This is a genomic window from Sinomonas cellulolyticus (assembly GCF_014656475.1).
GTDB lineage: Bacteria > Actinomycetota > Actinomycetes > Actinomycetales > Micrococcaceae > Sinomonas > Sinomonas cellulolyticus.
Genome location: NZ_BNCM01000007.1, coordinates 1 through 21,582, shown reverse-complemented (window position 1 = coordinate 21,582; position 21,582 = coordinate 1). Strand labels below are relative to the sequence as shown.

Sequence of the window (21,582 nt, the reverse complement as noted above, 5' to 3'; positions counted from 1 at the left end):
GATCACCGGACCCCGGCCCTAGGCTTGGCTTCATGAAGATCGCGGTGGTAGGCGGCACGGGCACGGCTGGCTCGCGGGTGGCGGCCCTTGCCCAGGAGCGGGGCCACGAGATTGTCCTGCTGACGCGCGGCGAGGGCGTCAACCTCGTCACCGGCGTGGGGCTGGCGGAGGCGCTCGACGGCGCGGACGTCGCCATCGACGCGTCCAGCCCCACACCGCCGGATCCGAGCATGAGCCGGTTCGACGCCGTCGTGAATTCGGCCCGGAATCTCGCCGACGCGTGCGTCGATGCGGAGGTGCGGCGGATCGTGGTCCTCAGCATCGCCAACATCGACAAGCCCGCCTTCGACGCGTTCGGCTACTACGTGGCCAAGCGGGACCAGGAGGAGTACCTCCGCGACAGCGGGCTCGAGGTCTCCGTGGTGCGCTCGGCGCAGTGGTTCGAGTTCGCCGAGTCCTCGAGCGCCGTCTCCTACGGCGACGCAGGCGTGACGGTCGAGGACTGGTACGTGCAGCCCATCGCGGTCGATTCGGTCGCCGAGGTCCTGGTCCGCGAGGCGGAGCGCCGGAGGGCGCGGGACGTCACCATTGCGGGGCCCGAGCCCGTCCGCCTGCCCGACCTCGTGCGCCGGATCCTCGCCGCGCGGCATGACCCCCGCCCGGTCACCGTGGTGGCGCCGCCGCTGCCGGCGTTCTCGGACGGCGCGCTGCTCGCCCCCGCGGGCGCGGAGATCCTCGGCCCGAACGCCACGGGCTGGCTCGCCGGCCGGCGCGCGGGATGACACCCGCCAGCCGGGACGGCGGGGCCGGAGCGAGCGGCAGCGCGGCGCCAGGCAGTTCCTCCACGATCCGTTCCACCAACGGCCGCTCCCCCACCGTCCGGGCCCTGCAGCCCCCCTTCGGCGCCGTCATCTTCGACCTCGACGGCGTCGTGACGGACACCGCCGCGGTGCACGAGTCTGCCTGGCGGGAGCTGTTCGACGCGGCCCTGCAGGATCCGCGTCTGCCGCGGGAGGCGGACACGCAGCCGTTCGCGCACGCGGACTACCTCGAGCACGTGGACGGACGGCCGCGCGAGGAGGGCGTGGCGGAGTTCCTGCGGTCCCGCGGCATCCACCTGCCGCGCGGCGAGGATGCGGACTCTCCCGAGCGGTGGACCGTCCGGGGACTCGCGGCGCGCAAGGATGCCCTGTTCCTGCGGCACCTCGCGGCCGACGGCGTCCACGTCTTCCCCGAGAGCGTTGACCTCGTGATGCGCCTGCGGGCCGGCGGCATCCCGGTGGCCGTGGTGACGGCGAGCCGGAACGCCCACAGGGTGCTCGAGGCGGCGGGGCTGTCGGACTCGTTCGACCTCGTGCTCGACGGCGTCGAGGCCGCCCGGCTGGGACTGCCCGGCAAGCCGGAGCCGGCCGTGTTCCTCGAGGCGGCGCGCCGCATCGGCGTCGATCCGTCCCGCGCGGTGGTGGTCGAGGATGCGGAGGCGGGAGTCCTCGCGGCGCACCGCGGAAAGTTCGGCCTCGTGGTCGGGATCGACCGCACCGGCACGCGCCGGGCGCAGCTCGAGGAGGCCGGCGCCACCCTCGTGCTGCACGACCTGGGCGAGCTCGACCTCGGCCTTGTCCTCGCCGACCCGTGGACGCTGGTCTACAGGGGCTCCGACGCCGAGCACGAGGGCCACCGCGAGGCCCTCACCACGCTCGGCAACGGCTACATCGGGGTGCGCGGCGCCGCGCCCGAGAGCCGGCGCAGCGGCCCCGGCTACCCCGGCACGTACCTCGGTGGGGTGTACAACCGGGTGGTGAGCCTCGTCCACGGCCTGGAGGCCGAGGACGAGCACATGGTCAACGCCCCCAACTGGCTCCATCTCGACCTGCGCACCCCGGGGGGCCGCTGGTGGTCCGAGGGCGGGCTCAGGCTGCGGCACGAGCGCCGCAGGCTCGACCTCGCGCATGCGACGCTCCGGCGGGAGGCGGTTCTCGAGGACGACGCCGGGCGGCGGCTCCGCCTTCTCCAGCGCCGCCTCGTGTCGATGGCGGCACCGCACCTCATGGCGCTCGAGACCACGGTGACGGCCGAGGGCTGGGACGGGGAGGTCGAGCTGCGCAGCGGCGTCGACCTGGACGTGGCCAACGAGAACGTCCTCGAGGACGCGCTCCTTGCCCACGTGCACCTGCGCGACGTGACGCCGCCGGGGATGGATCCTGCTCCCGCGGACCTCGTGGCCGAGGCGGAGACGCTCCAGAGCCTGGTCCGGATCGCTGTGGCGCTGCGCCACACAGTCGAGGGCACGGCGGAGGGCGAGGACCCGGCGTCGTACGCCGGAAGGGTGGGATCGCTGCACTACCGGCAGTTCACGCTCCCGCTGCGCCGAAGCACTCCCGTGCGGGTGACCAAGACGGCCGGCTACGCGACCTCGCGCGACCACGCCGTCTCGTCGGCGCTGACCGGCGCGCTCGACGCGATCGACCGCGCACCGCGGACCTTCGCCGCGCTGCTCGCCGAGCACAGCGCGGCGTGGGAGCGCCTGCTGCGCCTGTTCACGGTGCGTCTGGATGCCTCCGTGGACGTCCAGCCCGTGCTGAACCTGCACGTGTTCCACGTGCTCCAGACGCTGGCTCCGTTCGTCGAGGAGCTCGATGTGGGCGTCCCCGCCCGCGGGCTGCACGGCGAGGGCTACCGGGGGCACGTGTTCTGGGACGAGCTGTTCGTGCTCCCGCTCATCACCTCCCGCATTCCCGCGGTGGCCCGCTCGCTGCTTGCCTACCGCTGGCGGCGCCTCCCCGCCGCGCGCCGGGCAGCCGCTGAGGCGGGACTGGAGGGGGCCCTGTTCCCGTGGCAGAGCGGCAGCGACGGTCGCGAGGAGACGCCCCGCTGGATCTTCAACCGCCGCTCCGGCCACTGGATCCCGGACGTCTCCCGGCTGCAGCGCCACGTGGGGCTCGCCGTAGGCTTCAGCGCGTGGCAGTACTTCGAGGCGACGCAGGACAGGTTCTGGCTCCTGCGCCACGGCGCTGAGCTCATCGTCGAGGTGGCGCGGCTGTTTGCCTCGCTCGCGGAGCACGACGCCGCTGCCGACCGCTTCCATGTGCGCGGCGTGATGGGCCCCGACGAGTACCACACCGGCTACCCCGGCCGCGCAGAGCCCGGGCTGGACGACAACGCGTACACCAACGTCATGGCCGCGTGGCTGTGCGAGCGGGCCTGCCGGTGCCTCTCCACCCTGCAGGGGCATGACCGGGACGACCTCGTGGCGCGCCTCGGGATCCGGCCGGAGGAGCTGGAGCGCTGGGAGCATCTGGGCCGAAGGATGGCGGTGCCGTTCCACGGCGACGGCATCATCAGCCAGTTCGCCGGGTACGGGGACCTCGCCGAGCTCGACTGGGACGCGTACCGCGCCCGGTACGGCAACATCGAGCGCCTAGACCTGATCCTCGAGGCCGAGGGGGACACGACCAACCGGTACCGGCTCGCCAAGCAGGCCGACACCCTCATGCTCCTGTACCTGCTCGGCCAGGAGGAGCTTCTCGCCGTACTGGCACGGCTGGGCTACAGCGTGACGGCCGAGCAGCTGGACTGCACGGTCGGCTACTACCTGGCACGAACCGCACACGGATCGACCCTGAGCCGCGTGGCCCACGCCTCGGTCCTGGCCCTCACAGACCCCGAACAGGCCTGGGACACCTTCCGGGACGTCCTCGACGCGGACCTCGACGACACGCAGGGCGGGACCACGCAGACGGGCATCCACCTGGGCGCGATGGCAGGCTCGATCGATGTGGTGCAGCGGACCTTCGCCGGCATGCGCCTCACCGGGGACGCGCTTGTGTTCGCGCCGCGGCTGCCGCGCGAGGTCTGTTCGGTGGGCTTCCGCGTCCGCTACCGGGACCAGCTCCTCGATGTGACGCTCACCCCGGCACAGCTCGCGCTTGCTGCCGCGCCGGGCGACGCCGCGCCGGTCCGGATCCGCGTCGGCGCCCACGAGGCGCTGCTCGCCGCAGGGGCCAGCTGCCACTTCACGCTGGAGAGCTGATCGGCTAGCATTCTGTTGTGCAGAACATCCGCATCGTGAAGCGGCCCGAGTACGCGATCGACTCGGTGGATAAGGCCCTCCAGCTGATCACGCTCCTCCAGGAGCGCGAGTGGGTGCGGATCGCGGACGCCGCGCGGGAGCTCGGCGTTGCACCTTCCACTGCGCACCGCCTCATGTCCACGCTCGCCTACCGCGGCTTCGCCCTCCAGGACGACCAGCGCCGCTACTGTGCCGGGCCGGTCCTCGCCGGCGACGCCGGCCGGGCGCGCATCCGCGCCCTCGTGGCCCGCACGCGCCCCCACCTCGAGGCGCTTGCTGCCGAATCCCGGGAGACCGTGAACCTCGTGGAGCGGGTCGGGGTGACGGTGCGGTTTCTGCACTGCGTCGAGGGCCCGCAGCTACTGCGCGTCGGCAACCGCACGGGCACGATCCTGCCCGCCCGCACCTCTTCGGGGGGCCGCGCCGCGCTCGCCGCGCTCCCCCAGGCCACCGTGGACCAGCTCTACACCGGCCGCGGCGCCCAGCTCGGCGGCCACCGCCTCGAGCCCGCGGAGCTCGCCGAGCTGCACGAGGAACTCGCCACCACCCGGGCGCGGGGGTACTCGCTCAACTTGGGCCGCACGGAGCCCGAGATCGCGGCGATGGGAGCGGCGGTGGCCCTCCCGCAGCGCCCCGGCGTCCTCGCCGTGACGCTGAGCGCCCCGATCTCGCGGGCCCCGCTCCTCGAGCAGCCCGACACCGTCGCGGCCCTGCGCAGGGCCGCCGAGGCCATCGGTCGGGAGCTCGAACACGAGCCCAGTTTCTGATCCTTCTGCATAACAGAATCTCTTTGCAGGATGGGTGACCACGGTCACTACCCTCTATCAAGCAGGGCAACGTGGCCCGTGAACACTTTTGAGGAGCATCCCGTGCAGTTCTACCTTGACGGCTACCGTCCCGGAGACCCTGAGAACTACCCCGCAGCGCCGGGCATCGAGCCCTCCGGCACCGGGGTCCTGCCCGAGGAGGTCGACGTCCTCATCGTCGGCACCGGCCCGGCGGGCGTCGTCCTGGCCGCCCAGCTGGCCGAGTTCCCGCACATCACCACCCGCGTGGTGGAACGCCGCGGCGGTCCCCTCGAGATCGGCCAGGCGGACGGCGTCGCTTGCCGCACCGTCGAGATGTTCAATGCGTTCGGCCTCGCCGAGAAGCTCGTGCGCGAGGGGTACTGGGTCAACGAGGCGACGTTCTGGGGTCCGGACGGCACACACGGCGGCAGCACGGCGGGCATCACGCGCACCGGCCGCGTCCAGGACGTGGCAGACGGGCTCTCCGAGTACCCGCACGTGATCGTCAACCAGGCCCGCATGCAGGAGTACCTCCTCGAGAAGATGCGCACCTCGCCCTCGCGGCTCGAGCCGGAGTACGGCGTCGAGGTGACGGGCGTGAAGGTCCTTCCCGACGGCGGCGACCACCCCGTTGAGGCCACGCTCCAGCGCGAAGGCGGGGACACCGCCGTCGTGCGCGCCAAGTACGTGGTGGGGTGCGACGGCGCCCGCTCGGCGGTGCGGAAGTCGCTCGGGATCGAGCTGCGCGGCGACGCGCGCAACCACGCGTGGGGCGTCATGGACGTGCTCGCGGTCACCGACTTCCCGGACATCCGGCTCAAGTCGGTCGTGCAGTCGCCGGCCGGCGGCAACCTCCTGATCATCCCGCGCGAGGGCGGGTACCTCGTGCGGTTCTACGTGGACCTCGGCGACCTCGACCCGGCAGACCGCGACGCGCGGAAGCGGTTCACGTTCGACTCGATCGTCGCGGCGGCGCAGAAGGCGCTCCACCCGTACACCCTCGAGGTCAAGTCGACCGCGTGGTGGAGCGTGTATGAGGTGGGCCAGCGGATCGCGGACCGGTTCGACGACGTGCTCGACGCCGAGCGCGGCACCCGCACCCCCCGCGTGTTCATCGCCGGCGACGCGTGCCACACGCACTCCGCGAAGGCCGGCCAGGGCATGAACGTCTCGATGCAGGACGGCTTCAACCTCGGCTGGAAGCTCGCCGCCGTGCTCGAGGGCCGCAGCCCCGAGTCGCTCCTGGACACGTACGCCGAGGAGCGCCGAGTGATCGCGCAGGAGCTCATCGACTTCGACCTGCGCTTCTCGACCATGATGGCCGCCCACCCGACGGATCCGGCGCACCCCGAGCTGGGCGGCGTGGATCCGGCGGAGAAGCAGCGCATGTTCACCGAGGCCGGCCGGTTCACCGCCGGGTTCGCCACCGAGTACACCCCGGGCCTGCTCACCGGTTCGGCTGAGCACCAGTCCGTGGCCACGGGCTTCCCCGTGGGGCAGCGCTTCTACTCCGCGCCGGTGGTCCGCCTCGCCGACGCAAAGCCGCTGGGCCTGGGCCACGTGGCACAGGCGGACGGCCGCTGGCGGATCTACGCTTTCGCGGGCGCCGGGGATCCGACCTCGCCTGACTCGGGCATCGCGCAGCTCGCGGCGTTCCTCGGCGAGTCGGCGGACTCCCCGGTGCGCCGCTTCACGCCCGACAGCGCCGACCCGGACGCCGTGTTCGACGTCCGCGCCGTGCTCCAGCAGGAGCACCGCGAGCTCGAGGTCGAGGCGCTCCCGGCGTTCTTCCGCCCCGCCAAGGGCCCGTTCGGGCTCAAGGACTACGAGAAGGTGTTCACCCCGGACCTCAAGGGCGGCCGCGACATCTTCGACGAGCGCGGGATCGACCGCGAGCGCGGCGCGATCGTGGTGGTCCGCCCGGACCAGTACGTCGCGGCCGTCCTCCCGCTCGACGCGCACGCCGAGCTCTCGGACTTCTTCGCGGCGTTCATGCAGCCGGCGGCGGCGCTCGTCTGACCTTCCCGGTCTAGCGCACACCCCCTTTCGGCGCACGACGGCGGGCCCCACCACACGCGGTGGGGCCCGCCTTCCGTTGCGGGGTCGCTGGCGGCACGGTGCGGGGTCCCTGCCTGCCCGTTGCGGGGTCCCTGCCGGCACGTTGCGGGGTCGCTGGCGGCACGTTGCGGGGTCCCTGCCGGCACGGTGCGGGGTCCCTGCCTGCACGTTGCGGGGTCCCTGCCGGCACGTTGCGGGGTCCCTGCCGGCACGTTGCGGGGTCGCTGGCACAACACTCCGTCAAGGGACCGAAGTGGCATCGCTGCCTTAGCCGACCGCGCCGGGGTGGCCGTGGTCACCGCCTAACGGGGGTTCGTCGATTCGATCCGTGGGCGCATGCGGAGCCGGCCGATGCTGTTCTTCGTCAACGACGCCCCCGAGATCCCCGTCGGTGGGGGACGTCGCCGGCGGCGCACAGGGCCAGCCCTGCTGGGTCGAGGGCACCGTCACCGACACAGACGGCCACCCCGTCCCCGGGGCCCGCATCGAGGTCTGGGAAGCCGACGACTAGGGCTTCAACGACGTCCAGTACACCGACGGACGCATCGCCTGGCGGGCCCGCCTGTTCTCCGACTCTGAGGGAGGTACACCTTCTGGGGCCTCACGCCGACGCCGTACCCCAATCCCCCACGACGGGCCGGTGGGCAAGATGCTCGAGGCGGTGGGCCGCCTCCTCGTGCGCGCCCCGCACCTGCACTTCATGGTCACCGCCCCCGGCATGCGCACCCTCGTCACGCACATCTTCGTCAACGGTGACCCCCAGATCGGCATCGGCGGCTCCGTCTTCAGCGTCAAGGAATCCCTCATCAAGGACTTCCCCCACCAGCCCGCCGGAACCCCACGCCTGACGGCCGCCGCCTCGACACTGACTGGGCCCGCACCGGCTTCGACATTGTTCTCGCCCCGCCGAGGCGTGATCCGTCCTCTCATGGTGGCCCTCCACCAGCGGGACGGGACCTCGCAACGAGCGGGACGGGACCCCGCAACCGGCGGGACGGGACCCCGCAACGGGGTGAGGTCAGAGGGCCGCCCTGATCCGCTCCCCCTCGGCCTCGAGCCAGACGAGCCGGCGCTGGATCTTGTCCCCCACGCCGTCCTCCCACATCCGCGCCCAGCCGCCTCCGAGCGTCTGGGCGCGGTGGCGCATGAGGTGCCAGGACCGCTCGGTGCGCCGGACGGCCGTCGGCACGAACGCCCGGCGGGACGCGGCGTCGAGACCGTACGCATCGGCGGCAAGGCCGGTACGGGCGACGGCGTCGACTCCCCGCAGTGGCTCGCTGCGGTCCTGCTCGGGAGAGAGGGGGGCCCAGTGGAAGCACAGGTTGATCACTTCGTCGAGGCGGGTCGCGGGCCGGACCAGGTCGAAGTCGATGAGGGCCACGGCCTGACCATCGCGGAACACGACGTTCTCGGGCGTGACGTCGAGGTGGCCGATGAAGACCTCGGCTCCAGGAGGCGGCTCGGGTTCGGGCGGCAGGCCCGGAAGGTCCGGCGGCGCAACCCCCTCGAGGAGGTGGGCAGGGGGCGCGAAGCCGGCCACGGCGTCGTCGTACGCCCTCAGCAGCCGCGCGACCGAGGCGAGGCGGGAATCATCCGCGAGCCAGGCGGGATGCGGCCGGCCGGCCACCTCGCCCTCGATGAAGGTGAGCACCTCCCGGCCGCGCTCGTCGGTCCCGAGGAACCGAGGCGCGCCCTCGAACCCGACGGCCTCGAGGTGGGCCAGGACGGCGTGGACCAGCGGCGAATGGGGACCGAGCGGACGCCGCACCGTGTCCCCGGCGCGCACGATCCCCTCGGTCACGTCTCCCCCCGGCAGCGGCACCTCGGGCAGCGGAAACCCAGGCACCTGAAACCCCGGCAGCGGGTCCTCAGTGCTCGTCGTAGTGGTGCTCGTGCTCGGCGTGCTTGTGGCCGTCGTGGAGGTAGTCCACATGGTCGCCGTGCTGGACCTCCTCGTGGCCGCAGCCGGGCTGGTGCTTGTGGTCCTGGGCGTTGTGCTCGGCCACGTGCTCGTGCTCGTCGTAGTGGTCGCCGTGGAGGAAGTGGTGGTGGTCGTCGTGCACATAGTCGACGTGGTTGCCGTGCTGGACGGTCTCGTGGCCGCAGCCGTCACCGTGCTCGTGCTCCGTGACCGTGTGGCTCTCGTGGACGTGCGTCTTCGTCATCGTCAGACCCCTTCGCAGTATCCGTGGCGGCCCGGCATCTGGCCGGGGCGCTTGCCGCCTAGCCTACGGATTGCGCCGCGGGCCCTGCCAGTCCCTGCGGCGGCCAGTTGTTGTCCCGGCACGGGCCAGTTGTTCCGGCACGGCTCCCCATGGGGCGATAGCATCGTTCGGCACCCGCCTGCCGTCCGGCAGTGCCCCTCAGACCTTGACCGCCCTGGGACTCCACGTGATCTTCCGCCTTGCCCACCGCCTCTTCGTGCGGCCCGTCGCCCGCGTCGCCGCAGACGTCATGGCGTCCGTCGTGGACGGCAGGGAGGCGCCCGCGAAGAAGCGCCGCGGGCACGGGCGGGACTGGTGGACGACGACGCTCGTCGCCTCCGCGGTCTGCGTCGGCATCGGCTCTGCGTACGCCGCGACGGTGTGGCCGGCCGCGCTGCTGTGGTTCGCGATCGCCGTCGCCCTTCCGGTGCGGGGCTTCAGCGAGGGCCTCGGGACCGTCCCCTACTTCCTCCTCGCCTCGGTGCTGGCCTCCTGCGTCCCGGTGGTGGGCTGGTGGCTCGCGGGTGCGGGTGCGCTCGCGGCCGTGCTCGCTGCGGCTGCGGCCTGGGCGAGGTGGCGGAAGGCCGCGCGGGATAGCTCGCAGGTCCCGGCTGCCCAGCGGCCGGGGCTATGACTTCGGGACCGGCGGCGCGTCGTCGGGTGCTGCGGCCGCGCCGATGAGGCGGAAGAGGTCCTGGGCGCGGTTCGGGGTCTCGCCCTTGGCGTCGAAGGCCTCCGCCTTGTAGGTGGCCGCGACGGCGATGGCGATCTTCTTCGACGGCAGCGAGGCCTCCACGGCGGAGAAGCCGGCGAACATCGGGTTCTGCAGGAGCCAGTTGCCGCTGATCACCACGCCGAGCCCGTACGTGTAGCCCTCTCCTTGAGCGAAGCAGGTGGGGCACCCGTCGACGGCGTGGGTCTTCCCTCGGAGCGCGGTGCTGACCTGGAGGGCGTGCGACTCCGGCGAGAGCAGCCGGCCCGAGCCGATCGCGTCCGCTGTCGTGGCCATGTCCGTGATGGTGGTGGTCTCGATGGCGCCCCGGGCGAGCGTCCAGGACGGGTTCCAGTACGTGGAGTCCTCGAGGAAGGGGGTTGCGGCCGGGATCCCGAGGTGGGGACGGCGCTCGGAGGTGTAGGCGTGGAGGGCGGGCTCGGGGATGGCCGGGGTGCCCGGATCGTGGGTTTCCTTGAGTCCCAGTGGTCCCAGCACCTTCTGCTCCAGGAGCGCGTCGAGGCGCTGCCCGGTGATCTTCTCGAGGGCGAGGCCGAGCAGCACGTAGTTGGTGTGGGCGTAGTCCCAGTTTGTCCCCGGCGTGTAGAACAGCGGCTTGGAGGCGCCGATGAAGGCGAGCTCCTCGGGCGTGAATGTGCGGAACGGGTTGTCGTAGAACGAGCCGATCAGGCCCGGGTCCTGCACGTAGTCGGCGTATCCGGACGTCATCTGGGCGAGCTGTCCGAGGGTGACCTCCCCTGCGTGGGGCATGTCGGGGAGCCAGGTCGCGAGCTTGTCGTCGAGGCTCACCTTCTTCTCATCGACCAGCTGCAGCAGCGCCGTGGACATGTAGGAGATCGAGACGGCCCCGTTGCGGAAGTGCATGTCCGCGGTGGCGGGGACGCCCGGCATGGACTCCCCGAACGCCTCGGTGATGACGGGCTGGCCGCCGACCGTCACCCGCACGATCACCGCGTTGAGGTGGTCCTTCGCCATCGTGTCGGTGACGATTGTCCGGACCCTCGCTGCAAGCTGGGGATCCGCGGACGACGGCGGGCTCGCGGCCGACGTCGTGCTCTCCCCTTGGGCGGGGGCGGGGGTGCAGGCGCCGAGCGCGAGCATCACGGCGCTGAGCGCGGTGATGACCAGCGGTGCCCGACTCGGGCGCGTCACGGCTGCCCCTTCCGCGTGAACGTCCCGAGGCCGCGGGTGTCGTAGTAGTCGAGCCGGACGCTCGAGGAAGGCCCGGCGCCGTCGACCGTGAAGATTGCACCGGCCAGGCCGTTGGCGTTCTCCCCGATGGAGGCGAAGGTGAAGGTGTCACCGGTGTAGTGGGTGAGCGGGAACGTGGTGGGGCTGGCCTCGGGGCCCATGCGGAAGGCGAGGGAACCGCCGTCGTCCGCGACCGTGATCGGGCCGTAGTACGAGTTGGCGTAGGTGCCTGTGTAGGCCGAAGAGGGCTTGGCCGGGGCCGTCTGGGCGGGCGGCTTGGAGTAGTCGACCGCGGGCTTGTCCGCGTCACGGATGCCTTGGAACGCGCGCTGGGTGAACGGGAGCCAGTCGACGGTGGGGGCACCGTTCTGGGCCACGTCGAGGAAGCCGCTGCTGATCGCCTCGGGGATGCCGTCCGGCTGCCCGTTGGTGAGGACCACGACGCCGAGCTGCTCGCCTGGGAGCATGGCCACCGAGGTTGCGGCACCGAGGTTGAAGGCCCCGGAGTGGCTGAGCTGGAGCCGCGACTGGGCGTCGTAGCCGACGTTCCAGCCCATGCCGTAGAAGTGGGTCCGGGCTGTCGGCCCCGAGGGCGGCCCCGAGACGATCTGCGGGACGTGGGTGGCCGCGAGCGCCTTCGCATCCACCACCGTCTGGCCGCCGTAGGTGCCGTTCCCCAGCTGGAGCCGGATCCATTCGACGAGGTCGCGCACGGAGGAGCTCGCGCCTCCCGCAGGGGCCTCGGCGTCGGGGTCGCGGCTGTACTTGGCCACCCAGCCCTGGCCATCCCGGACATGCAGGAGCGCCCGGTCTGAGGCCTTCAGGTAGTCGGCGTGGCGGTAGCTGGTCGAGGCCATCTTCAGCGGCGTGAACAGCACCTCGTCCGCCACGTCCTCCCAGGGCTTGCCCATCGCGGCCGCCGCGGCCACGCCGGCCTCGGTGTAGCCGAAGTTGCTGTAGTTGTAGCTCGCGCGGAAGGCATCCAGCGGCTGTTGACTGAGGTGGGCGAGGATGTAGGCCTGATCGAAGCCGAGGTCCTCGAGCAGGTCCCCCGCCCCGGTGGCCAGGCCACCTCGGTGGGAGAGCAGGTCCTCGAACGTCGCGTGCTGGGTGACGTAGGGGTCGCTGAGCGCGAACCGTGGATTGTGCTTGATGAGCGGGTCGGCGAACTGCAGGGCCTTGCGCCCCACGAGGGCCGCGATGACGGTCGACGCGATGGGCTTGGACACCGAGGCAACCTGGAACACCGTATCGGGTCCCACCTTGTCTGGCTTCCCTGCCTCCTTCACCCCGAAGCCCTTGAGGTACACGACCTTGTCCTGGTAGACGACCCCGACGGCGACGCCCGGCACACCGGTGCCGGACATCGCCGCCTGCACGATGCCGTCCAGCTTCCCCACGGCATCGTTGACCTTCGGCCCGGTCAGAAGGGGCGCAGGCTGGCTCTCCGGCGCTGGGAGGAGCGACGGCGAGGGTGAGGCGACGCCGGCGGGCTGCGCGGCAGTGCACGCCGACATGAACGGGGCGGCAGCTACGCCGGCTGCTCCGGCTCCGATGGCCTTGAGCATGGTCCGCCGCCCGGGCGGCGTCTGAGGGGTGCGCATGGTCCGACGCTACGAGGGCGCCGGAGTGCTGGGGAATAGACCTAGGTCCCGTCTCTCCCCGCAGCGCGTCTATCCCCGCAGTGCGTCTATCCCCGCAGCACCGCGTCCACGCGCTCGGCGATCGTCTCGAAGCGGCGCAGCAGGATGTCCTGCTTGCTCGCCGGCAGCTGGGAGTAGGCGATGCAGACGCTGATGAGGGCGTGGTTGCGCACCTCGAAGTGCGCGTAGAGCTCGCCGTCCGGGGACGGGCCGAAATCCACGCCCTCCCACGCCCCGAGTCCGTCCAGGACCACGGGGGCGAAGAACACGGCACCCACGAGCTGGTCGAGGCCGAAGACCAGCGCCCCCTGATCGAGCTCCCCCGGCGGGACCAGACCGGCCGTGGCCCCGGAGAGCATGCTGTCGGTGAGCACGAACACGAATCCGCCCGGGGTGCTCACGAGCGCTCCGTTGAGCTCCACGGACTCGCCGTCCTCCCGGGTGACGAGGAGGAAGCCCGGCAGCAGGACGGACTCGTCCATGTAGAGCTCGTGGTCGAACCGGGGGTCCGTCGCTGCGGCCCGCTCGAGGGCAGCGCGGAGCATGAGGGGCTCGGCCCGGGCCTCCACGGACACGAGCGGGTCCTGGCCCGCCGCCTCCTCGGACTCGCGCGACATCTCCTCGATCGCCTCGGCGGCCGCGGGCACGTGCTTGAGCACGAGACGGCCGGACTCCTCGGCGCCGAACAGCACCGCGCCGGCGCCGAGCATGGCCACCACCGCGTCGCGGGTCGAAGCGCCGGGCCCCAGCTGGGCCTCGAGCCACTCCACGACCTGCAGGGCCGCGGCCTGGTCGACCACGCACGCCCCGGCCTCACCCGTCCGCTTCTCCGGCCGAACGGTGCACGTCTCGGCGAGGACGGCGGCAAGTCCGTCGGGGATGCCCGCGGCGACAAGGCGCATCGCCAGGGCCAGGCCCGGTGGAGTGATAGGCATGCTCTTCATTGTCCCGGGCGGGGGCGCCGGGGGCAAAGAAGACCCTCCTCATGACGCGGTGCGCACGACGCCGGGAGGCCGGGCCGCTGCGGTGCGCACCCGGCGTCGTGCGCACCGATAGACTCCTGCACCGTGAGGATCCTGATCATCGGCGCCGGTGCGACCGGCGGAGCCTTCGGAACGCGTCTCATCGAGGCCGGGCGCGACGTCACGTTCCTGGTGCGCCCGCGCAGGGCCGAGGCCCTGGACCGCGACGGCCTCACCTTCCGGGCGCCCGACGGGCAGCGCACCCACCGGGTCCGCGCCCTCACGCAGATCAAACCCGGCGACCACTATGACCTTGTCATCGTGGCGGTGAAGGCCCCGGCCGTTCCGAGCGTCCTCACCGCGGCGGCGCCGGCGATCGGACCGGACACGCTGGTCCTGCCGCTCCTGAACGGCATGGACCACCTCGACGCCCTCGAGCGGGCCTACCCCGGCCGCGTGCTGGGCGGGCTCGTGAAGATCGTGGCGACCGTGGACGAGGCCGGAGCTGCGGTCCAGATGACCCCGCTGAGCACCATGACCATCGGCCCGTTCCACGGGGCGCAGGTGCCTGACGAGGTCCGCGAGGCGCTCGACGTTCCGGGCATCCGGCTGAGCGTGGATGAGGACGTCGAGACGCGGCTGTGGGAGAAGTGGGCCTTCATCGCGTCCGCCGGCGTCATCACGTGCCTGTTCCGCGGCACCATCGGCGACATCCTCGCCGCCGGGGGCGAGGAGCACATCCTGAGGGCCATCGCCGAGACGGAGGACGTGGCGCGGGCCGCCGGCCACCCGGTGAGCGAGAAGAGCCACGGGCAGAACGCCGCCATGCTCACCGAGCCCGGCTCGTCCTTCACGTCCTCGCTGTACCGCGACCTCCAGCACGGCGACCCGGCTGAGGCCGAGCACATCATCGGCGGCATGGCAGCCCGCGCCCGGGCGCTCGGCGTGGCCACGCCGCTCCTCGACGCCGCTCTCCTCCAGCTGCGCACCCACCGTGAGGCGATGGCGCGGGGCTAGCGCTCCTCGGCCTGGGTGTGCTTGCCGTAGCACCAGTCGGCACCCGCGCCGATTCTGCGAAGAAACACAAGACGCACAAGATACACAGGCGCACACAGGCGGCTTTGTGGCCAATCCCTTGATGCGGTCCCCGCTGAGGCCGGCACCTCCCGGCCCCTCTACTCGATCAGCGTGTGCCTGTGCGCTGCGGCATCCAGACCGGCGTACTCCGCTTCGGCGAGCCTAGTCTCCTCGGCCACATCGACCTTGCGGGTGAGGAGCCAGTAGAGGACGGCGGAGACGGGCAGACCGATGAACAGGGAGAGGTCGGCGCCGTCGAGCGCCTCGGCGATCGGCCCGACGAACAGCTTGCCCGCCGAGAAGAACGGGATCATCACGACGAAGCCGACCAGGTAGGAGATGATGCCCGGCCAGCCCCAGCGGCCGTAGATTCCGTTGGGCTTGAAGATCTCCGCAATGGCGTAGTGGCCCTTGCGCACAATGAAGTAGTCGGTGAGGTTCACTGCGGTCCACGGGATGAAGAAGTAGAGGACCAGCAGCAGGAAGTCGTTGAAATTGGCCAGGAAGTCCTCGGAGGCAATATTGGCCAGCACCACGGAGATCGCCGCGGTCACGCCGATGGTGACGATGCGCAGGGTCAGGGTCGGCGTGATCTTGCGCAGGCTGTCGATCGAGGAGATGAGGGTCAGCGATCCGCCGTACATGTTCAGCGCGGTCACGGAAACGAGGCCGAGGGCGGCGATCCCCAGGGCGATCGAGCCGAACCCTGGGAAGAGCTTGTCCGCTGTGTCCGCGATGGACGGGATCGTGTCGAAGTCCTTGCCCGCGGCGGCGGCGATGAAGGCGCCCAGGAACATGACCCAGATGCCCCCGAGGGCGCTGCCCCAGAAGGTGTAGCGGAAGGTGTGGCGGGCGGTGGCGGGCGGCAGGTAGCGGGAGTAGTCCGAGACGTAGATCGCCCAGGAGATCTGGTAGCCGGCGGCCACGCCGAGCTGGGCAAGGAACGGCACGAGCTGGAAGTCGCCCAGGTTGAACGTCGAGGCGGGCACCTCGAGATGCGTGAGGGCCGCGACCGTCAGGAGCACAAGCATCGCGATCGTGAGGTAGGTGAGGTAGCGCTCTGCCCGGTGGATGAGGTCGTACCCGAAGAGCGCGACGACGACCGCCACGATGGTCACGACCCAGAACCACATGCCGTCGGAGCCCACGTGCACGGACGCCCCGATGGCCTGCCCGGCGAGGACGGTGTTGAAGATGTTGAAGCCGGCGTACTGCAGATAGGCGAACAGCCAGACCAGGAGGGCACCGACGTAGCCGAACTGGGGGCGCGACTGGATCATCTGGGGCAGGCCGAGGTGCGGGCCCTGGGATGAGTGCGCGGCCATGAACAGGGTGCCCATCAGGACGCCGAGCGCGATGGCAATCATCGACCAGATGAGGTTCCCACCGGTGGTGATGCTGATGAGGCCCACGGCCAGAGTAGCGATCTGGGCGTTGCTCATGAACCAGAGCGGGCCGATGCTGGAGACATTCCCGTGCCGCTCGTCGAGGGGCACGTAATCGATCGAGCGGACTTCGAGTCCCCGGCTGCCCTGGGCTTGACCCGTAGAGCTGGTCATGCGGTTCTCCTCTTGAGTGTCCTGCGGTGCGGCGCCCGGGCGGGCCCCTGTGCCTTGCGCAACACCGGCGATTCAAGATACGCGACGGACACCGCGGCCGGGGATGTGCAATTCACCAGAAATCGAGCCTGGCCAACGGGCCGGGCGCACCAAAAGGAGCCGATTCTGAAGACAGACTGGAAGAAACCCGCGTGCAACCTGAATCCGAAGGGAGCGGGTGGAGAGGTTGCCCTAGTCCACCTTCTGCTCGTCGATAGACTCCACGAGCCTCAGGTACCGTTCAACCCCGGCAGATAGGCCCCGAACACCTTGTGCGGCCAGTATGAGCCTCGCCAGTCAGTCTTCGGCGGCAACGGTCGCCGCGTTGTTCCGATGGGGATCCGATACAGTTCGCGAGGCGGAGTCACGGAAGGGTCGACATGGCAGGCGTTCATGAACCGAATCTGATTGATCTGGTGAGCCACCACGCCGAGAGCGGTGAGTTCGCGCTCATCATGATCGAGCAACGACCATGGTCGGACTCGACTGAGCAGCTCGCCCAGCTCCGGGAGAAGATCAACACCTACGCGATGTTCGCCCTCGACGAGGGCTTGCTGCGCATGTATCCGGAATCCGCGGGCCATGGCCTACGCATCCAACTGGACTGTGCAGGGGTGCCGAGCCGTCAGGCACAAGAGCTTATTGACCTCGCAACGGAACGCCTTCTCGTCTACGGCATCCGGTTCGTCGTCAATGTCCTCGACCGACGGCCGGAGAGGGATCCAAGAGCGATCGGTTCGTGGCGTCCGTTAGCCCCCTAGGGCCGCCATGAGCCGGGCGTTCTCCGCCGCCCAGTCGCCGGCGAGGCCGGACTCCTCCCAGAGCTGACTCAGCTCGCCGTCTGGCGACTCGGCCGCCGTCAGAGCTTGTTTTGCCTTCCCGACAAGATCGGCGGGTGGAGCGCCTACGCGGGAAATGAATGCCTCCACGCTCTGGGTGTAGGAGTCCGACTGCGTCGGACGCCCAAGCCCGTGGGCGACGATTTCGGCGGCAGCAATGGCTACGCTCGCAGTGTCTGCATCCAGCCACTCGTCAACAAGCGCTTCGGCCAGCGCCCCTTCGACTCGGGCCCAGTCCCGGCTCTCCTCGAGTTCCCAAGCGAAATCCGCTGCCATGTCGTTCCCGAACGGTTCAGCACTCCAAGCCCCCATGGGAGCGAGTCTAAAGAAAGCGCCTCCGCCCGCAAAGCGTCCTTTGCCGGACCCGACTTGGTGGGCCCGGAGCGCAGAAGGAGCTGGACTGGTTCGGCAAGGCAGCTGACCTGCTAGCAGTATGCTGCGGTTTGGCGGCTATGGGGCCGCCGACGTTCTTGGGGGGTTGGGGTGCGGTTTTCCGCTGTTCTGGGTCTGATCTGCACTGCGGTGTTCCTGCTTCCCGGGGCGGCGTCGTCGTCGGCTGATTCCGGGAACGACGTGCCGGTTGCGAGGATCCCGCTCGAGGTCGTCGTCGACGCCCAGGGCACGGCGTACGTCGGCCACTATGCGTGCTGCGGCGGGGTCAGCGTCCTCCCTGCCGGTGCGTCGGCACCGTCCCGGGTGATCGCCGTTGGCTACCAGGTCTCCGGCCTCGCCGTCGCCCCGGACGGGACCGTGTACGCGGAGGGCTGGAATGCCGTGGCGAATCACGAGCAGATCGGCGTTGTCCTCAAGGGCGCCAGTGAAGTCGCCCGCGCTATCCCCCTCCCGGCCGGGGCGCACCTGATCGCAGCCGGCCCCGACGGGACGGTTTTCGTCCCGAACTACGCTCCTGGCACGGTCTCCGTCATCCCCGCGGGCGCGTCGGCTCCAGTTCGGGAGGTTGCCGTCGGCAAGGGGCCGAGGGAAATCGCAGTCGGTAAGGACGGGACCGCCTACGTCACGAACCAGGAAGGCGGGACGGTCTCGGTCATCTCTCCCGGTGCCAGCGCCTCCCGCACCATCCGGGTCAGCGCCAACCCCGACCGGACGGACAGCCCGCACGGCATCGCGGTCGGCCCCGACGGCTCCGTCTACGTCACGGACATCACCGCGAACGAGATCGCCGTGATCAAGCCCGCAGGCACGACGGTGGCCTACAGGATCCCGGTCGCGAACTCGCCCAAGGAAGTCGCGGTCGGCCCGGATGGCACGGTCTACGCCCTCTCCGAAAGCCAAGGCCTCTCAGTGATCAGGCCCGGCGCGAAGACCGCGACGCTCCTGCCCACCGACCACAACCCCGGGCACGTCGCAGCCGAGCCCGACGGGTCGGCAATCGTGACCAACACCGAGGACAGCTCCGTCACCGTGTTCCCGACGGCCCTCACCCACCCGGGAGCCAAGTCCGCGGCCGCCCCGGCGGTCGGAGCACCTGTCCCCAACGCAGGCCCTGCATCGGACAGCAGCCGCGGCGCGCCCGACGGCAATGCCTCTGCGGCCCTCCTTCCTGGCGTCTTCGGCGGGGCAGCCGCCGCGATGCTCCTCGGAGCAGCCGTGGTCATCGCGACAGGCAGGCGAAGACGCCGCCGCAGCGCGGCGGGCTTCCCTGACCCGTTGCCCGAGCACCCGCAGGGCTCAGCCGCGGCCCAGCCTGCGCCGATGCCAGAGGCGCCGCGGCCGCGCCCCGGGGATGGTCGCGGGTAGTGCCTGCTCGAGAGGGGGAAGGCAGCATGGGCGGTGATCCTGAACTCCTGACGCTCACACCGGATCTGGAACTCGTCTCTGACGGGCGCCCCGCCGGGGACGGCCCGGCGTGGGTGGAGTCGGGTCTGCGGCACCGGCACCTCGTACGGCTCCGGGTGGCAATCGTCCTCGCGTTTCTGGCAGTCCTCGCCTGGGGCGGGGGCTTCTGGTTCCTGACCAGGCCCTTCCACGAGGACTGGCCGGCCACTGCGGCAACGGTGGTGCGCACCCACGAGTTCTACGCCAAGGGGACGCACTGCGAGGTCTACCTCCAGCTCGCCTCCTCGCCCCAGCCGCGTACCGTCATGTTCTCCGGGTTCGCACCCTGCAGGGAGCTGCCGGCCGTCCGAAGCGCCGTCACCGTCACTGTGGACCCCACCGACGCGGACTCGGTGCGCATCATCGGCTACGACCGCCCCCTGTGGGGAGACATCGGCTTCGCCCTTGTCCTCCTGGCCCAGCCCGTCCTCTGGGCCTCCGTGTACCTGCTGTTCGCTCTGGTCCGCTTCCGGCGGGGCCGGAAGGCCGGCGGCGCTCAGCCGTGGCGGTCCCTGACGGTCCGATTCGTCGCGCGCACCATCTACAAGGGTGGTGTCAGTGCCCGGCTGTGGGTGCTGGATGCCGAGAACAAGGAGCGGACCTTCCTGCTCTCGGGCCGCGCTTCCGCCCTGCCCGGGCTCACGGGCGGGAGGCCAGGAATGCAGATGACCCTCTGGCTCGTCGGCGACGGCCACGGGAACGTGCTTGTCCGCGAACCGGACAGCCGCCCAGTCCTCGGCCGGGCCTACGCGCCCAACGGCTTCGAGCTCCGAACCGGCGCCATGATCCCGCCACAGCCCAAGGCCTAGCCTCCGTCGCATTCCCTGCGGCTACGAGCTGGCATGTCAGCCGGACATAGGCTGGCGGAATGAGCGTCAGCGCAGCGCAGGCAGCTGCCTTCTACAAGGAGATCGTCAAGACCGGCCAAGTGTGGGCAATCCGCGACGCAGGCGGCATCCCGGCACCGCCCAACGGCCACGGCCTCCGCGCGATGCCCTTCTGGTCCCTCCGGAGCAGGGCCGAGAAGGTCATCGCGAACGTGCCCGCCTACCGGGGCTTCGAGCCGATGGCCATTCCCCTGGAGGAATGGAGGGCCCGGTGGATCGACGGACTCGAGCGCGACGAAATCCTCTTGGGCCTCAACTGGAGCGGCACCGGGGCCACCGGCTTCGACTTCAAGCCGGCTGAAGTGCGCACGCGCCTCTGTGCCGGAGCCGCCGGATGAGCGCGGAGAGCGAGCCCAGGCGCGTGTCGGACCCCGCGGGGCGTTCGCCGCTCCACTACGCCGCGCTCGAAGACGACCCTAAGGCAGTGGCGCGGCTGCTCGCCGGGCGGACATCGCCCGATGTAGCAGACCGCCAAGGCTTCACGCCGCTTCACCTCGCGGCTCAGGAGTTCGCCACGGCAGCGGCCACCAGACTGATCGAGGCGGGCGCAAAGGTGGATGCCGAGAACGTCTTCGGCGACACCCCGTTGTGGGTGGCCGTGTTCAACTCCAAGGGACGGGGCGAGCTGATTGGCCTTCTTCGCGCCCATGGCGCCGATCCGCTGCACGCAAACGCGAGCGGCCAGAGCCCAGTCGGCCTGGCAAGACTCATCGCCAACTACGATGTGGCGCAGTACTTCGCAGACGTCCCCGGATAGCAGTCCCTGATCGAGGACACCGGGATCTGAATACCGCTGCTAGCTTGACGACATGGAGCACAGTCGAGAAAAGCGGCACCGCCCCCGGCTTCCGCGACCCTATGGAGGCGAACACCCCAACGAACGGGTGGGGGTCTACCGCCCCATCGACAGCACTGACCCACTGAGAACTCTCGACCTTGCGCGCATCGCCCAATACCCCCTTCTGACAGCATGGGCGTCGCTCCACGGCTTACGCCTGACGGGCAGAGACGGGGTCCATATCCTGGACCGGGCCATAGCCGAGAAGACGATCGACGTGAACGGGCCGATTATGATCGAGGTCGCCTACTTCGTCGGGGACCTGCTCTGCGACGAGCGGCCGGGCTGGCGCTGGAATGTGGACACTTGGGGGCTCCCCATTCTGGCACTCGACAGCAACCATGACCGTAGCCCGACCGTGTGGGATGTCCTCCAGTTCGTGAAGCGAAGGACCAACCAAGAATCCCCATCGCTGATGGCAGCACTCGACCACTTTGGCCCCGAACACGAGGGGCCCGAGACAGAGTGACGGCTCCGCCTCCTACAGGCGACGTCCGCTGGGATGTAGCCGTCGAGGATCGGGCCCATGCAGGCGGCGACGACCTTCTTGTGGAATCGGGTGAAGCGGGCCTCGTCAATGGCGGCGTGTATGAGTGCGCTCGGTCGCACTGTCAATCTCTGAGGCGTTCCGACTGCTTCGTGACGCGCGGCCGCGGCCAGCCGCGGACGGTCCCCTACCGCTGCCGGAACGGCAGATGGATGGCGTGGGGCACGGGAAGCACGACGGCGGGAATCACCAGGGCGGACGGGGCCGGCGCCCAGATTCCTGGCACGGCGGGATGGCTCGCGTTTCGGGGGTCTTCGACTTTGAGCGTGGTCCCCTTGGGATGGAAGGGGCTCGCAGTCCTGTGAGGATGGG

19 protein-coding genes and 1 pseudogene are annotated in these 21,582 nt (G+C 70.5%); 13 read left to right on the top strand and 7 right to left on the bottom strand.

Annotation, left to right across the window (positions count from 1 at the left end):
• Positions 1 to 32: 32 nt before the first annotated feature.
• From IE231_RS10280 to IE231_RS18630, 5 genes and pseudogenes are all read left to right on the top strand, one after another.
• Entirely contained in the window at positions 33 to 782 is a 750-nt protein-coding gene (locus IE231_RS10280) for an SDR family oxidoreductase (protein WP_189693880.1), read from the top strand.
• Positions 779 to 4,030, top strand: a complete 3,252-nt coding sequence (locus IE231_RS10275; RefSeq protein ID WP_189693879.1) for a beta-phosphoglucomutase family hydrolase — start codon at positions 779 to 781, stop codon at positions 4,028 to 4,030. The genes IE231_RS10280 and IE231_RS10275 overlap by 4 nt, the downstream gene beginning before the upstream one ends.
• Positions 4,031 to 4,047: 17 nt before the next feature.
• Positions 4,048 to 4,836, top strand: a complete 789-nt coding sequence (locus IE231_RS10270) for an IclR family transcriptional regulator (protein WP_189693878.1) — start codon at positions 4,048 to 4,050, stop codon at positions 4,834 to 4,836.
• Positions 4,837 to 4,938: 102 nt separating this feature from the next.
• Positions 4,939 to 6,876, top strand: a complete 1,938-nt coding sequence (locus tag IE231_RS10265) for an FAD-binding monooxygenase (RefSeq protein ID WP_189693877.1) — start codon at positions 4,939 to 4,941, stop codon at positions 6,874 to 6,876.
• A 583-nt stretch (positions 6,877 to 7,459) separates the two neighbouring features.
• Positions 7,460 to 7,687 (top strand): annotated as a pseudogene (locus IE231_RS18630) (dioxygenase family protein); the annotation flags it as partial.
• Between the two features lie 246 nt (positions 7,688 to 7,933).
• On the opposite strand, the gene IE231_RS10255 reads toward IE231_RS18630, so the two are convergent.
• Together IE231_RS10255 and IE231_RS10250 are read right to left on the bottom strand one after the other, a co-directional pair.
• Positions 7,934 to 8,761 carry a phosphotransferase gene (locus IE231_RS10255; protein WP_201896908.1) on the bottom strand — a complete coding sequence of 276 codons (828 nt, stop codon included), beginning with the start codon at positions 8,759 to 8,761 and terminating at the stop codon, positions 7,934 to 7,936.
• A 22-nt stretch (positions 8,762 to 8,783) separates the two neighbouring features.
• Complete coding sequence (locus IE231_RS10250) at positions 8,784 to 9,080, bottom strand: hypothetical protein (RefSeq protein WP_189693875.1); 297 nt, start codon at positions 9,078 to 9,080, stop codon at positions 8,784 to 8,786.
• Positions 9,081 to 9,285: 205 nt separating this feature from the next.
• Here IE231_RS10250 and IE231_RS10245 point away from each other — a divergent pair, with 205 nt between their 5' ends.
• Positions 9,286 to 9,753, top strand: coding sequence for a hypothetical protein (locus tag IE231_RS10245; protein WP_189693874.1), 468 nt, complete (start codon positions 9,286 to 9,288; stop codon positions 9,751 to 9,753).
• Here IE231_RS10245 and IE231_RS10240 read toward each other — a convergent pair.
• From IE231_RS10240 to IE231_RS10230, 3 genes are all read right to left on the bottom strand, one after another.
• Positions 9,748 to 11,004, bottom strand: a complete 1,257-nt coding sequence (locus IE231_RS10240) for a serine hydrolase domain-containing protein (RefSeq protein ID WP_201896907.1) — start codon at positions 11,002 to 11,004, stop codon at positions 9,748 to 9,750. The two genes, IE231_RS10245 and IE231_RS10240, sit on opposite strands and share 6 nt — an antisense overlap.
• Positions 11,001 to 12,647: a serine hydrolase gene (locus IE231_RS10235; RefSeq protein WP_189693873.1), complete on the bottom strand. Its 1,647-nt coding sequence runs from the start codon at positions 12,645 to 12,647 to the stop codon at positions 11,001 to 11,003. The genes IE231_RS10240 and IE231_RS10235 overlap by 4 nt, the downstream gene beginning before the upstream one ends.
• An 86-nt stretch (positions 12,648 to 12,733) precedes the next feature.
• Positions 12,734 to 13,621: a hypothetical protein gene (locus tag IE231_RS10230; RefSeq protein WP_189693872.1), complete on the bottom strand. Its 888-nt coding sequence runs from the start codon at positions 13,619 to 13,621 to the stop codon at positions 12,734 to 12,736.
• Between the two features lie 132 nt (positions 13,622 to 13,753).
• Between IE231_RS10230 and IE231_RS10225 the strand changes: the two genes are divergently transcribed.
• Positions 13,754 to 14,665, top strand: a complete 912-nt coding sequence (locus tag IE231_RS10225) for a ketopantoate reductase family protein (RefSeq protein ID WP_189693871.1) — start codon at positions 13,754 to 13,756, stop codon at positions 14,663 to 14,665.
• A gap of 158 nt (positions 14,666 to 14,823) precedes the next feature.
• Here IE231_RS10225 and IE231_RS10220 read toward each other — a convergent pair whose 3' ends face one another.
• Positions 14,824 to 16,284, bottom strand: a complete 1,461-nt coding sequence (locus IE231_RS10220) for a purine-cytosine permease family protein (RefSeq protein WP_189693870.1) — start codon at positions 16,282 to 16,284, stop codon at positions 14,824 to 14,826.
• Between the two features lie 419 nt (positions 16,285 to 16,703).
• Between IE231_RS10220 and IE231_RS10215 the strand changes: the two genes are divergently transcribed.
• Positions 16,704 to 17,084 (top strand): DUF6572 domain-containing protein, encoded by a 381-nt coding sequence (locus tag IE231_RS10215; protein WP_189693869.1) that lies wholly within the window; start codon positions 16,704 to 16,706, stop codon positions 17,082 to 17,084.
• Here IE231_RS10215 and IE231_RS10210 read toward each other — a convergent pair.
• Complete coding sequence (locus tag IE231_RS10210) at positions 17,073 to 17,474, bottom strand: DUF4259 domain-containing protein (protein WP_189693868.1); 402 nt, start codon at positions 17,472 to 17,474, stop codon at positions 17,073 to 17,075. The genes IE231_RS10215 and IE231_RS10210 overlap by 12 nt on opposite strands.
• A 210-nt stretch (positions 17,475 to 17,684) precedes the next feature.
• Here IE231_RS10210 and IE231_RS10205 point away from each other — a divergent pair, with 210 nt between their 5' ends.
• The 5 genes from IE231_RS10205 to IE231_RS10185 are packed head-to-tail and all read left to right on the top strand — an operon-like array spanning position 17,685 to position 21,192.
• Positions 17,685 to 18,920, top strand: a complete 1,236-nt coding sequence (locus tag IE231_RS10205) for a virginiamycin B lyase family protein (RefSeq protein WP_189693867.1) — start codon at positions 17,685 to 17,687, stop codon at positions 18,918 to 18,920.
• A 26-nt stretch (positions 18,921 to 18,946) separates the two neighbouring features.
• Complete coding sequence (locus tag IE231_RS10200) at positions 18,947 to 19,807, top strand: hypothetical protein (RefSeq protein WP_189693866.1); 861 nt, start codon at positions 18,947 to 18,949, stop codon at positions 19,805 to 19,807.
• A 59-nt stretch (positions 19,808 to 19,866) separates the two neighbouring features.
• The gene (locus tag IE231_RS10195; protein ID WP_189693865.1) at positions 19,867 to 20,223 is read left to right on the top strand and encodes a DUF2750 domain-containing protein; all 357 of its coding nucleotides are present in this window, start codon (positions 19,867 to 19,869) and stop codon (positions 20,221 to 20,223) included.
• Positions 20,220 to 20,642 (top strand): ankyrin repeat domain-containing protein, encoded by a 423-nt coding sequence (locus IE231_RS10190; protein WP_189693864.1) that lies wholly within the window; start codon positions 20,220 to 20,222, stop codon positions 20,640 to 20,642. The genes IE231_RS10195 and IE231_RS10190 overlap by 4 nt, the downstream gene beginning before the upstream one ends.
• 52 nt (positions 20,643 to 20,694) lie before the next feature.
• Positions 20,695 to 21,192, top strand: coding sequence for a hypothetical protein (locus IE231_RS10185; RefSeq protein WP_189693863.1), 498 nt, complete (start codon positions 20,695 to 20,697; stop codon positions 21,190 to 21,192).
• The last annotated feature ends 390 nt before the right edge of the window (positions 21,193 to 21,582 follow it).